General features: G+C 56.5%; 12 protein-coding genes. 3 read left to right on the forward strand and 9 right to left on the reverse strand.

Annotation, left to right across the window (positions count from 1 at the left end; genetic code table 11):
• The first annotated feature begins 72 nt into the window (after positions 1-72).
• Complete coding sequence (locus MKX51_RS19850) at positions 73-246, forward strand: hypothetical protein (RefSeq protein WP_340827352.1); 174 nt, start codon at positions 73-75, stop codon at positions 244-246.
• A gap of 171 nt (positions 247-417) precedes the next feature.
• Here the strand turns inward: MKX51_RS19850 and MKX51_RS19855 are convergent, their stop codons facing one another.
• Positions 418-1545, reverse strand: a complete 1128-nt coding sequence (locus tag MKX51_RS19855) for a M20/M25/M40 family metallo-hydrolase (RefSeq protein ID WP_340993560.1) — start codon at positions 1543-1545, stop codon at positions 418-420.
• A gap of 99 nt (positions 1546-1644) precedes the next feature.
• On the opposite strand from MKX51_RS19855, the gene prli42 reads away from it, so the two are divergent.
• Positions 1645-1746 (forward strand): stressosome-associated protein Prli42, encoded by a 102-nt coding sequence (prli42, locus tag MKX51_RS19860; protein ID WP_155991680.1) that lies wholly within the window; start codon positions 1645-1647, stop codon positions 1744-1746.
• On the opposite strand, the gene lipB is transcribed toward prli42, so the two are convergent.
• The 5 genes from lipB to lpdA all read right to left on the reverse strand — a co-directional run bounded on the left by lipB (position 1743) and on the right by lpdA (position 8066).
• The gene (gene lipB, locus MKX51_RS19865) at positions 1743-2477 is read right to left on the reverse strand and encodes a lipoyl(octanoyl) transferase LipB (protein ID WP_340993561.1); all 735 of its coding nucleotides are present in this window, start codon (positions 2475-2477) and stop codon (positions 1743-1745) included. The genes prli42 and lipB overlap by 4 nt on opposite strands.
• A gap of 57 nt (positions 2478-2534) precedes the next feature.
• Positions 2535-3974 (reverse strand): dihydrolipoamide acetyltransferase family protein, encoded by a 1440-nt coding sequence (locus MKX51_RS19870; protein WP_340993562.1) that lies wholly within the window; start codon positions 3972-3974, stop codon positions 2535-2537.
• Positions 3975-4327: 353 nt separating this feature from the next.
• Entirely contained in the window at positions 4328-5314 is a 987-nt protein-coding gene (locus tag MKX51_RS19875; RefSeq protein WP_340993563.1) for an alpha-ketoacid dehydrogenase subunit beta, read from the reverse strand.
• A 3-nt stretch (positions 5315-5317) separates the two neighbouring features.
• A complete protein-coding gene (locus tag MKX51_RS19880) occupies positions 5318-6349 on the reverse strand; it encodes a thiamine pyrophosphate-dependent dehydrogenase E1 component subunit alpha (RefSeq protein WP_340993564.1) in 1032 nt (343 codons plus the stop codon).
• Positions 6350-6644: 295 nt separating this feature from the next.
• A complete protein-coding gene (gene lpdA / locus MKX51_RS19885) occupies positions 6645-8066 on the reverse strand; it encodes a dihydrolipoyl dehydrogenase (protein ID WP_340993565.1) in 1422 nt (473 codons plus the stop codon).
• Between the two features lie 167 nt (positions 8067-8233).
• On the opposite strand from lpdA, the gene MKX51_RS19890 reads away from it, so the two are divergent.
• Positions 8234-8539, forward strand: a complete 306-nt coding sequence (locus tag MKX51_RS19890; RefSeq protein ID WP_340993566.1) for a DUF2627 domain-containing protein — start codon at positions 8234-8236, stop codon at positions 8537-8539.
• A gap of 599 nt (positions 8540-9138) precedes the next feature.
• Here MKX51_RS19890 and MKX51_RS19895 read toward each other — a convergent pair.
• From MKX51_RS19895 to MKX51_RS19905, 3 genes are read right to left on the reverse strand one after another with little or no spacing between them, the layout of a single operon-like run.
• Positions 9139-9294, reverse strand: a complete 156-nt coding sequence (locus MKX51_RS19895; RefSeq protein WP_340993567.1) for a hypothetical protein — start codon at positions 9292-9294, stop codon at positions 9139-9141.
• Positions 9295-9314: 20 nt separating this feature from the next.
• Positions 9315-11162, reverse strand: a complete 1848-nt coding sequence (locus MKX51_RS19900) for an ABC transporter ATP-binding protein (RefSeq protein WP_340993568.1) — start codon at positions 11160-11162, stop codon at positions 9315-9317.
• The gene (locus MKX51_RS19905) at positions 11143-12885 is read right to left on the reverse strand and encodes an ABC transporter ATP-binding protein (protein ID WP_340993569.1); all 1743 of its coding nucleotides are present in this window, start codon (positions 12883-12885) and stop codon (positions 11143-11145) included. The genes MKX51_RS19900 and MKX51_RS19905 overlap by 20 nt, the downstream gene beginning before the upstream one ends.
• Positions 12886-12890: the final 5 nt, after the last annotated feature.

Below are 12890 nucleotides of genomic sequence, written 5' to 3' on the forward strand. Positions count from 1 at the left end.
TGTGGTCTCCTTTGGCATCGTTATGCATAGGGTGTATTATAGCAAACTTAAGAAGAAAGAAGGAATGCAGGCATGAATAACATCCTTGTCCAAGCAAGCTCATCCGCAGTTACAATGGTAGGTAAACCGGAACAGATTATGGCCGTAATGGCCGGGTGGATGAAGCAATACGGGCGCGATATGCCCCTCTCTTACATCCTGCTGCTCCAGGCAGATTCGCGGATCAAAGCTTCCAAGGCTGGATAATGCCGCTTCGTTCTTCCGGTCAGCGTCTATAATATTCCAGAGTATAAGAAGGAGCTGTCTCCCGGATCATCCCGGAAGCAGCTCCTGTTTATTATTTGTTATGCGGCAGCAGACCGCCTTGGTATTAGCCTTGGCATGAACGGGTCCCTGCTGCACAGTGTCTTGATCGGCTCAGCCCTTCTGGCTCTCGGCCACAATGGCTACAACCAGGCTGGCCACCTTGACGATGTCTGCGGCCTTGATCCGCTCCTTCGTGGTGTGGATATCCTCGTAGCCAACCGCCAGATTCACAACCGGAACGTTCAGCCCGTTGAACACATTGGCATCACTGCCGCCGCCGGAAGCGAACAGCCGGGTCGTCAGACCCAGCGAAGTGATCGCCCGGTCAGCCAATTGAACAACCGGATCATTACCATTAAAGCTGAACGCCGGATAGATCATCTCGCTGCGGAATTCACTCTGCGCACCGTGGTCGCGTGCGGTAGTCTCCAGCGCCTCACGCATAGAGGCAATCTGCTTCTCTACCTTCTCCTGCACAATACTGCGGGCCTCCGCATCGAGCTGTACATGATCGCAGACCACATTCGTCGGTCCGCCGCCGGCGAACTTGCCGATATTCGCTGTCGTCTCGTTGTCGATCCGTCCAAGCTTCATCGCCGAGATCGCTTTGCTCGCTACCTGAATGGCGCTGATACCATCCTCCGGGTTCACGCCTGCATGGGCGGATTTGCCGAAGATCTGCATCGTTACCTTCGCCTGGGCCGGTGCTGCAATCGCGATGGCTCCCACTTCTCCGTTGGAATCCAGCGCGAAGCCCATATCTGCATCCAGATGCGCCGGGTCCATGGCGCGTGCGCCCATCAGCCCCGACTCTTCGCCTGCCGTAATGACGAACTGAATCTGGCCGTGCGGCAGCTTCTGCTCCTGAATGACCCGGATTGCTTCGAACAGGGCAGCCAGTCCCGCTTTGTCATCCGCTCCAAGAATGGTGCTGCCATCACTTCGAATCCAGCCGTCTTCCCCCAGGGCAGGCTTGATCTTCTGGCCGGGCACCACGGTATCCATATGGCACGTGAACAGCAGCTTCGGCGCGCTCACTCCGCTGTCCGCAGGCCAGGTCACGAACAGGTTGCCGGCTCCGTGCCCCGTTCTCTCCTGCGAATCGTCCTCCACCGCAGTCAGCCCCAGGCTGCTGAACTTCTCCTTGAGCACATCGGCAATCTGCCGTTCATTCCGGGTCTCACTGTCAATCTGGACAAGCTCCATGAACTCATGGATCAATCGGTCTTTTGATATCATATGGACTTCCCTCTCTTTCTCAGATACGTTACAATGGTTGTACTGCGTTCAATTGTGGGCTTATGCTCATAACTTAAACTAATCTCAAAGGAGTCACTCATGCAACGACAAAAATGGTTCCGCATTATCATCTACATCATGCTGTTCGCTATGATCGCCTCTACGGTGCTGTTCGTCATCGAACCGTTTATGGCCGGTTAATCACGCTTAGCGCTTAAGTAACAGCGTCCGGGTTCCCCGGGCGCTGTTTGGCTATACGGAAACTGCTCCAGGAAATAAGGCACCAGCTCTTCAGCGACCGTCCCGATGTCAAAAGCGCGCCCTGTACATTCCTCAAGCGAGGTCACTCCGTATTCCGCAATCCCGCAAGGGATAATGCCTGTGAAGCCGCTTTGCCCGATCCCGGCCGATACGTTGAAGGCAAAGCCATGGCTGGTGACAAACCCACGGCGGAATTTACACTTGTTGAACTTTACGCCGATTGCACAGATTTTCTCATCACCGACCCACACCCCTGTATACCCCTGCTTGCGGGTTCCCGTAATGCCATAGGCCTCCAGATACGCAATAATCACCGACTCCAGCTTGCGCAGATAGCCGTGCAGATCAACCTTGCCGTTCTCGCCCAGCTTCAAAAGCGGGTACCCGACCAGCTGGCCGGGCCCGTGATATGTAATATCTCCCCCGCGGTCAATCTCAAACAGCGCAATGCCCTGCTGCCTGAGCTGTTCCCCGCTGAGGAGCAGATGCTCCGGGTGATTCTGTGAACCGATGGTGTATGTGGGCGGATGCTGCAAAAGAATCAGCTGCTCGGAAGCAGTGCCCGCGTCAATCGCATGCACCGCTTCCTTTTGCAGCTCCCAGGCCGCCCCGTACTCCATCACCGGAAGAATGGTAACTGTAAGTTTGCTTAGGTTCAGGTTCTCCGTCATCGTAAGTTCCCCTTTGCTTCTCATTCTCCCTGTCCCAGGAGTCCGCAGCCGCCTTACTTAGTAGAGCTTCGTCTCCGGGGTGTAGCCTTCCACATTATCCTTCACGCGCTGCAGGAACCGTCCGCTGATGACTCCGTCCAGAATCCGGTGATCCAGCGACAGACAGATATTCGCCATCGAACGTACGGCAATCATATCATTGATGACGACAGGCTTTTTGACAATGGATTCAAAAGTCAGAATTGCCGCCTGCGGATAGTTGATAATCGGGTAAGACAGAATCGAGCCGAACGAGCCGGTGTTGTTCACCGTGAACGTACCGCCCTGCATATCGTCCAGCCGCAGCTTGCCCTCCCGTGTCTTGAGTGCCAGTTCGTCGATCTCGCGGGCCAGCCCGGCGACATTCTTCTGATCGGCTTTTTTGATGACCGGCGTCATGACCGAATCCTCTGTGCCTACGGCCAGTGAGATGTTGATGTCGCGTTTGACGATGATTTTGTCAACGGCCCAGACCGAGTTCATGATCGGGTAATCCTTAATTGCACTGACCACAGCCTTCATCAGAAAAGCGAGATAGGTCAGGTTGATCCCTTCCTTGCGCTTGAACTCATCCTTCAGCTTGTTGCGCAGCACCACCAGATTGGTCACATCGACCTCGATCATCGTCCAGGCATGCGGGATCTCCGAGACGCTCTGGCGCATTCTGGTAGCGATCGTATTACGGATCGGCGTAACGTCGATCAGATATTCCGAGCTGCTGCCCCGTCCGCCTTCGATCTCAATCGTCGGAATCTTCGGCGATTCGCTGAGGTGCAGGCCGGAATTGCGCACCGGCTGAAATTCATCCTGCACCGGCTGGAACACAGGCTGCTGCGCAGCGGGTGCAGGGGCGGCGTCAGGTACAGGCGCAGCAGCAGGGGCTGCTGCGGGTGCCGGCGGCTGCACGGAGGCGCCGTTCTCCAGGAACGTGAGCACATCCTTGCGTGTGATACGTCCGCCCAGGCCGGTGCCCGGCACGGCCGCCAGGTTGATGCCGTGCTCGGCGGCCAGCGTCTGCACAGCCGGAGAGTAACGGGCGCGCATTGGAGCTGCGGCGTCATAAGCCGCAGCGGGCACGGGCGGCCGCGCGGCGGCGTGGGCCGCCTGCGGGGCGGTGCCGGATGCCGCAGCCGGGGCAGCGGCAGGTGTAGGGGCGTCACCGGAAGCTGCCGGTGACGGGGCCGCCGCGGCTGGCGCAGCGGAGCCAGCCACTGCGATGCGGGCGATGATCTCGCCGACGCTGACCGTCTGTCCCTCTTCGGCCAGCAGCTCGGCCATGGTGCCGTCTACCGTTGCAGGCAGCTCCGCGTTCACCTTATCCGTGATCAGCTCGCAGATCGGCTCATATTGCTCTATCGGATCGCCCGGCTGCTTCAGCCATTTCCCGATGGTCGCCGAGACCAGCGATTCAGCCAGCTGCGGCATAATTACATCCGTCAGCGTTGTATTGTCAGACATAATGTCACTCCTTAATGGTTTGTAAGCGTGGACTTCTTGAATTTACTTCGTACAAAACTGGCTTCGGAAACATACGCTTAGTTTGGTAAGCATTAGCTTCCTGGCCTCCGAACGAACATTCAGCCATCAAATCCTGCACTTAATGCAACATTCGCTCATAAAAATCTGCCCAAAATTAAAAATGTTGCACGAAATGCAGCATTCCTGTTCATACAGGCGGCAAAGCGGATATTTTGTTGCATTTCCTGCAGCATTCTGCCTAATCCACTATTTATTTCGTATCTAAAGCCACTTTCTGCAACATTCTTGCCCGGGTCCGGGTCGCGGTGTCCAGGCAGGATGAATTATTGAACTTAGTACTGCGCCAGACGCAGCATCTCAGCCTTCACCTTGTCCTTGCTGAGCAGGAAGAATTTCTCCATCGGCGGTGAGATCGGCATCGCCGGGACATCGGGTCCGCACAGGCGGAAGATTGGCGCATCGAGGTCGAAGAGACAATGCTCGGCGATGATCGCCGCCACTTCAGCGCCGATGCCTCCGGTCTTGTTGTCCTCATGGACAATCAGCACCTTGCCGGTCTGCCGGACAGCGGCAATAATCGCCTCGCGGTCCAGCGGCTGGAGGGTGCGCAGATCCAGGATATGCGCGGTGAGGCCATGCTCCTTCTCCAGCTCCTCAGCAGCCTGCATCGCAAAATGCAGCGGCAGGCTATACCCGATCACCGTAATATCGCTGCCTTCACGCAGCAGATTCGCTTCACCAATCGGCACCGTGTAGTCGCCTTCCGGCACATCTCCCTTGATCAGCTTGTAGCACTTCTTGTTCTCGAAGAACAGCACCGGATCAGGATCGCGGACAGCGGCCTTGAGCAGGCCCTTGGCATCTGCAGCCGAATAAGGAGCCACAATCTTAAGTCCCGGCGTCCCGAAGAAGATCGACTCCGGGCACTGCGAGTGGTACAGCCCGCCGAAGATGCCGCCGCCGATCGGCGCACGGATGACGACCGGACAGTTCCAGTCATTATTGGAACGGTAGCGGATTTTGGCGGCTTCGCTGATAATCTGGTTCGTTGCGGGCAGCATGAAATCCGAGTACTGCATCTCGGCAATCGGCTTCATACCATACATTGCAGCACCGATAGCCACCCCTGCAATAGCAGATTCCGCAAGCGGTGTGTCCAGCACCCGTTCTGCGCCGAACTGCTCCTGCAAACCTTTGGTTGTTGTGAAGACGCCGCCCTTCACGCCGACATCCTCACCCAGCACGAACACCGACTCGTCACGTTCCATCTCTTCCTTCATCGCCAGCCGGATTGCATCGATATATTCCATCATCGCCATGGCTTAAGCGCCCCCCTTCAGGCCGGATTCATCGTAGACATGCAGCAGCGTATCTTCCGGTTTCGGGAACGGCGCATTCTCCGCGTAGGTTATAGCCTCTTTCAGTTCAAGATTATATTCGGCAGCCAGATCACGCTCCTGCTCGTCACTCCACAGACCGAGTCCGGTCAGATAGGTGCGGAACGCGGCGATGCCGTCTTTTGCCCAGTTCTCATCGACTTCTTCCTGCGTCCGGTAAGCCAGATCGTTATCCGAGGTGGAGTGCGGCGACAGGCGGTACATCATCGCTTCAATCAAGGTTGGGCCTTCACCGGCAAGCGCACGTTCCCGGGCCTCCTTCACCACACGGTACACCTCCAGCGGATCATTGCCGTCCACCCGGACACCCGGGAAGCCGTAGCCCAGCGCCCGGTCACTGACCTTGCCGCCAAGCTGCTTGTGGGCAGGAATCGAGATCGCATACTGATTGTTCTGGCAAAAAATAATCATAGGCAGCTTATTCACACCGGCAAAGTTACACGCTTCATGGAAATCCCCCTGGTTGCTGGAGCCTTCCCCGAAGGTCACGAAGGAGACGAACTTCTTCTTCTGCATCTTCGCCGCCAGCGCGAAGCCTGCCGCATGCGGAACCTGGGTCGTGACCGGGCTTGAGCCCGTTACAATCCGCAGGCGCTTGCTGCCGAAGTGGCCCGGCATCTGCCGGCCGCCGCTGTTGGGATCTTCCGCCTTCGCGAAGACGGAGAGCATCAGCTCGCGCGTGGTCATTCCGACAGAGAGGACAAACGCATAGTCCCGGTAATAGGGCAGGAAATAGTCATTCTCCCGGTCCAGTGCAAATGCCGCCGCGACCTGTGCCGCCTCCTGCCCGATGCCGGATACATGGAAATTGATCTTGCCCGCACGCTGCAGCAGCAGACTGCGCTCATCATATTTCCGTCCGAGCTGCATGAATCTGTACATATCGATAACCTGGCCGTCTGTGAGTCCAAGCTGCTTATGTCTGTTAACGGTGTCTACAGTACCTTGGGATTCCATATAAGAGGTACCTCCTAAAAAGTATTGCCGGCGCTCAGCTTCCAGCCCCGCTATCTCTAACAGGTTCAGGATGCGTCCGCCAGGCGGGTTGACCCTAATACTAAATATATATGCCCTGATCCTATCACCAGGTACTAAATCCATTATAATCTTTTTCGCGGCAAAAAGAAAAGCCAAAATCCCGCCGCCAAGGCAAGGCTCTGGAACCGAACAAATATAGCCGGTATGGAGCGATATCGGCGCATTACACGCCTTCCGCTCCCTCCGGCCTTCTTGTTAAGCTCTCTATCGCACGCTAGAATCCGATTGCTCTTCCATCCACCGCCAGCATCGCCTCACCCAGTACCTCCGACAGCGTCGGATGGGCATGGATGGCCTCCCCGACCTCCCAAGGCGTGGCGTCCAGCACCTGGGCCAGCGCCGCTTCGCCGATCAGATCGGTCACATGCGGGCCGATCATCTGCACGCCGAGGATATCCCCGTTCTTCGCGTCAGCCACCACCTTCACGAAGCCGTCCTTCATGCCGTAGACAATGGCTTTGCCGATGGCGGAGAACGGGAATTTGCCGGTCACCGTCTCACGGCCGAGCTCCTTCGCTTCCTTCTCTGTGTAACCGACACTTGCCACTTCCGGCCGTGTATAGACACAGCGGGGAACCAGATGCGCTTCATACGGATGGAGCGCTTCACCCGCCAGATGGTTAACGGCACGGATGCCCTCATGGCTGGCGGCATGAGCCAGCTGCAGACCGCCGATACAATCGCCAATCGCATAGATATGCGGTTCACCTGTCTGCATATTGGTATTCACCGCAATGACACCTGTATCGAAGCGGATGTCTGTATTTTCCAGTCCGAGATTCTCGATGTTCGCCACGCGTCCCACGGATACGAGCAGCTTATCCGCCGATAGACTCTGGCTCTGCTCCCCCTTGCGGGCTTCAATCGTAATCCCTGTCTCCGACACTGTGCAGGTCTCGGCATCCACCGTTGTTCCGGTGAGCACCCGGACTCCGCGTTTCTTCAGCAGACGCAGCAGCTCGCGGGCCACTTCTTCATCCTCCTGCGGCAACAGCTGCCCGGCTGCCTCGACGACCGTCACCTGCACTCCGAAATCAGCCAGCATGGATGCCCACTCCACTCCGATTACCCCGCCGCCCACAATAATAATCGAGGCCGGCAGCTCCTCAAGCGTCAACGCTTCCTCACTGCTCAGAATCACCTTGCCGTCGGGCACCAGGCCCGGCAGAACACGCGGACGCGAGCCGGTAGCAATGATAAGATTCGTAGAGACCACAGTCTCCATCTCTCCATTCTCCAGTTCTACAGCCACTGCGCCGCTTCGCGGGGAGAAGATCGAAGGCCCGATGATCCGGCCTTTGCCCTTCAGCACCTGAATCTTGTGCTTGCGCATCAGATACTGCACCCCCTGATGAAGCTGCTCCACTACCGCTTCCTTGCGCTGCTGCACTTTGGGGAACACCAGCTTGGTGCCCGTAGTCTCTATACCGTAGCTTTCGCTCTCGTTGATTTCAGCCAATACCTCTGCACTGCGCAGCAGTGATTTGCTGGGAATACAGCCGCGGTGCAGGCAGGTTCCGCCCAGCTTGTCCATTTCAATAACGACAACGGATTTGCCCAGCTGCGCAGCGCGGATCGCTGCCACATAACCGCCGGTGCCTCCCCCAAGTATCGCCACATCACAGGTCATTGTCATGATATGTATCCTCCAGTCATTCCTCTTGAATTCAGTTCAATCTATTATATTGTACTCTCTTTCGGGAGGAATACAAAACGTACAAACGTCATGTATTCATGGACTTTTGCAGGTTAAAGCGTTATCATATGGGTGAATTCAAAGAGCTGCGAAGAGGAGCGACTGTGATGAAACTGCTGATTTCACGCTTCATTGCCATCCTTATTCTGGTGATCCCCGGCCTCCTGGCGATGACGGGCTTCCTGATGATGAAAGATGATCTGTTCAACTATTTCGCGATGCATGGAGACGATACTGCTGTGCCGGAGTTCGCCTGGCTGCATTTCGGCGGCGGTCTGCTCTTATTCCTGGCCGGAATGACCTTCCTCGGCGGCTGGATTCTGGCCCGTGACCGCAAAAAGAACTACGTCGGCCCCCGCTTCCGGGAGAAGCAGCAAACGCAGCAGCCCCCGTCCTCCGAAGCCCGCTCCTAATTATATTCCATTGAAACAGGGGATGCCTCAAGCCATGAACGAACCGGCTGCTAAGGCATCCCCTTGTTGTTTGCTATCGAACTTTTAACTGGAGGACTCCCGATTCACACCAGACGCCGCGTGAACCGCACGCTGTACTCTGTGAGAGTGCGCTAAGAGTCTATCGCTCAACCACTACGTGCCTGTCACTCAAGTGCTAAGTGCAGTTTGTACAACTAAAATGCTCGGATCAGGCCCATTGTGAGGTTTAGCTGCACTTCGTACACTTATAAATCTCTGCATTGCGTTTAAAGACTAATGTGCCTGATCTTAGTTGTACGGAATACATCTATGCCAGCTTATTCGTTAATCCGCAGCATTATAGCTGCACGAAATACAACTATCCGCGAGATAAGAGATAAGCTTCACAGTATGTGGTACGATATTAGAGCTTACCAACAGCACAATTGCACAATGTACAACAGAAAAGGGTAATCTCCAGCAGAATTCAAAAGCTATTGCACTTCGTACAATAGAATTCGAACAAACCCCACTTTTCTGCTCAAATCAGCAAAATCTAATGTACCAAATACAGTAGAATACCATTTCCCACTCAAAAATCAGATTTCTATTGCACAATATACAGTTACCTTACCAATTCCACCGCCGTAGCCCCTACGTACAGCCTTCAACGCAAGGGTGAGCATTAGTGTGAGCTCCTGCGTCTGCGCCAGCATCAGCGCCAGCGTCACACTTCCTTGCCTCACCCTCACCATGCCTCAACCATCCCTCACCCTTACTCCCCAGCCGCTTCCTTACTTCCCCGCACCAGCTCGCTGTAAAGGCCGCCCTGCCGGAGCAGCTCCTCATGCGAGCCCTGCTGAAGCAGGCGTCCGCCCTCAAGCACCAGAATGCGGTCGGCTGCGCGGATCGTGCCCAGGCGGTGGGCGATCACGAAGCTGGTCCGGCCGCGCATCAGCGCCTGAAGCCCTTCCTGAATCTTGATCTCGGTGACCGTATCGATGCTGCTCGTCGCTTCATCCAGCACCAGCATGGACGGATTCGCCAGAATTGCCCGGGCAATAGCCAAGAGCTGCTTCTGTCCCTGGCTGATGCCGCTGCCGTCCACAGACAGCATCCGGTCGTAGCCGTCCTGGAGTCTCATGATGAAGGCATGGGCATTGGCCAGCTTCGCAGCCTCCTCCACCTCTTCATCGGTTGCATCCAGCCGGCCATAGCGGATATTATCGCGGATCGTCCCTTTGAACAGGAAGGAGTCCTGCAGGACGAAGGCCATATGGCTGCGCAGACTCTCACGGGTGACCGTTGACAGCTCCCGCCCGTCCAGCGTAATGCTGCCCCGGCTCGGATCGTAGAAGCGGGACAGCAGGCCGATTAGCGTCGTTTTGCCCGCACCGGTAGGTCCGACCAGCGCAATCATCTCACCGGGCCTCGCTTCAAATGAAATATCCTGCAGCGTATCCGCCCCCCCATCATAGGAGAAGGAGACCTCCGAGAACTTCACAGCGCCCTCAACACGCGCAAGCTTCACCGCCGCGCCCTCATCCCGGGCCTCCGTCTCTTCATCCAGCACCTCGAAGACGCGCTCCGCACCGGCGATCGCCGACAGCAGGGTGTTCCACTGGTTCGCCAGATCATTCAGCGGCCGAGTGAACTGGCGGGCATATTCGGCAAAAGCGATAATAATCCCCACCGTCACCAGCCCGCGGATCGCAAGCAACCCCCCGACTCCGGCCACGATGGCAAAGCTCAGATTGTTCAGACCATTCATCAGCTTGGGAATGAAACCTGAAATCGCTTGCGCCCAATACCCCGACAGCATAATCCGTGTATTACGCTCTCTGAAGCCGCTAATCACCCGCTCCTCCTGCGAGAAGGCTTTGATAATCCGCTGTCCGGACAAGGTCTCTTCGATGAACCCGTTCAGCTCACCCATATTCCGCTGCCGCTCCTTGAACAGCGGGCCGGTCCGCCGGGTAATCCAGCGCATCCCCAGCATCATCAGCGGCACCACAATGAAGGTTAGCAGCGTCAAGAGCGGGCTGAGCCACAGCATCACGCCAACCGTGCCCACCAGCGTCAGGATACTGGAAAAGATCTGAATCGCCGAGCTGTTCAGCGTCGAGCTGATATTCTCGATATCATTGGTCAGACGGCTCATAATCTCTCCCTGCTGCCTGCGGTTGAAGAAGGAGATCGGTAGGCGGTGCAGGTGTGAGAACAGATCCGTCCGCATCCGGTAGACCGTCTCCTGGGCCACTTCGATCATCCAGACATTTTGCAGCCAGGAGACCAGGGAATTCAGCAGGTAGACGAGCGCCAGCACCAGCAGGAAGACGCCCCACGTTCTGCCGCCCTCCCCGCCCAGATAATCGTCCACTGCCCGGCTGATCAGGTAGGGTCCAAGGAGCGACAAGGCTGAGCTTAGTAGAACCATGAACAGCACCAAGATCAGCTTTGTCCGGCGTTCGGCGAGATAAGTCCATATGCGGCCTAATGTGCCAGACCAGTTCTTGGCCTTCGCCTTCGGCTTCCGGCTGCCCATCGCCCCGAAGACCTTGGCTTCGCCGTGGCCTACATCCAGCTTCGGATAGCGGAACGGCTCAATGAGTGCTTTGAACATGCTGCCCCTCCCCTGTCTGCGATTGATAGATTTTGCGGTACAGCGCGGACTCATCCATTAGTTCGGAATGGGTACCCTGCGCAATGAGCCGGCCTTCGTCCAGCAGCAGAATCAGATCCGCCGAGGCGGTGGAGCTGATTTTCTGTGTGATCAGGAAGGTCGTGCAGGACAACTTCTTCAGCTCCGCCAGCAAAAGCCCCTCCGTCACCGCATCAAGCGCACTCGTGCTGTCATCCAGAATCAGGATCGCCGGTCTGCGCACCAGCGCCCGTGCAATGCTCAGACGCTGCTTCTGCCCGCCCGACAGATTAACTCCGCGTTGCCCAAGGGCAGTATCGTAGCCCTGCGGCAGCCCGGCAACTGTGTCATGAATCTGCGCTGCCGCTGCTGCCTGCTCAATCTCTGCCTGACTCGCCGCTGCATTTCCCCAGGCTATATTCTCCCGGATCGAGCCGGTGAATAGCAATACCTCCTGAGGTACATAGCCAATCGAGCCCCGTAAGGTCTGCATATCCATCTCCGTATGCTTCTGTCCGTCCACCAGGATGCTCCCGCTGCCGCATTCATACAGCCTGGGAATCAGCGTGACCAGAGAGGATTTGCCTGAGCCGGTCGCGCCCATAATCGCCACGCGTTCCCCCGGCTGCACCGTGAAGGAGATATCGTCAAGCACCTTAATGTCACTGCCGGCATAACTGAAGCTGACCTGCTGGAATTCAACCTTGCCTTGAACAGCTGACGCAAGACCTTCTCCAGAAGTCATACCCAGCTCGCCCGGGCCATCGCTTGCCGCCATCACTTCAGTGACCCGTCCCGAAGACGCCCGTGCGCGGGAGAAGCTGACCATAATCCAGGATAGCGCTGACAGCGCTCCCATCGTCCGCAGCGAGTAGTTAATGACAGCAACCGTCTGCCCCAGCGTCGCATCCCCTGTAGAGATCTCTATCCGCCCAAACCATAACACGGCCAGAATACCGGCGTTGACGATGATCATAATGAACGGGGTTGAGGTCTCGGTAAGCCGCAGCGCAGCAATAGTCGATCTCATCAGCTCTCCGCTGAAGGTTGCGAACCGTCCAATCTCATGGCCCATCCGCACAAATACACGGATCAGCCGGATTCCGGTCAAATTCTCCTGAATCACACCATTCACGCCGTCGAGCCGGCTCTGCACATTGCGGAACAGCTCGGACGCTCTGCGCATCAGCCAGATCATGAAAATCACCAAGAACGGCAGCGTCACGGTCAGCAGCAGCCCCAGCTTGATATGTACAACAAGCGCCATAATCACGCTACCGATCACAACCAGCGGAATACGGGTCATGAACCGCAGTCCCATGAAGATCGTATCCTGCATCTGCGATACATCGCCGGTAAGGCGGGTGATCAGGGATGAGGTCGGGAAGCGGCTAAAAATATCGTAAGAGAACGACTGTACCTTTTCATACAGCTTGTCACGCAGGTCGAATGCGAACCCCTGACTGGCATGCGACGCAAAAAAGGAGCTGAGTATTCCCGCCAGAAACGCCACAGCGGCACTCCCTACCAGCACCCCGCCCCACAGCCAAACGACAGCCGTGTCCTGTTGCCGGATACCGTCATCAATGATTTTGGAGATCAGCAGCGGCTGCGACAGCTCCACGGCCAGCTCAATCAGCATCATGACCAGCGCGGCAATGGCGGCGACCCTGTATTTTTTAAGAAAAGTCAACATTAGCTTCATCGAAG

It is taken from the genome of Paenibacillus sp. FSL M7-0420, from assembly GCF_038002345.1.
Classification (GTDB): domain Bacteria; phylum Bacillota; class Bacilli; order Paenibacillales; family Paenibacillaceae; genus Paenibacillus_AQ.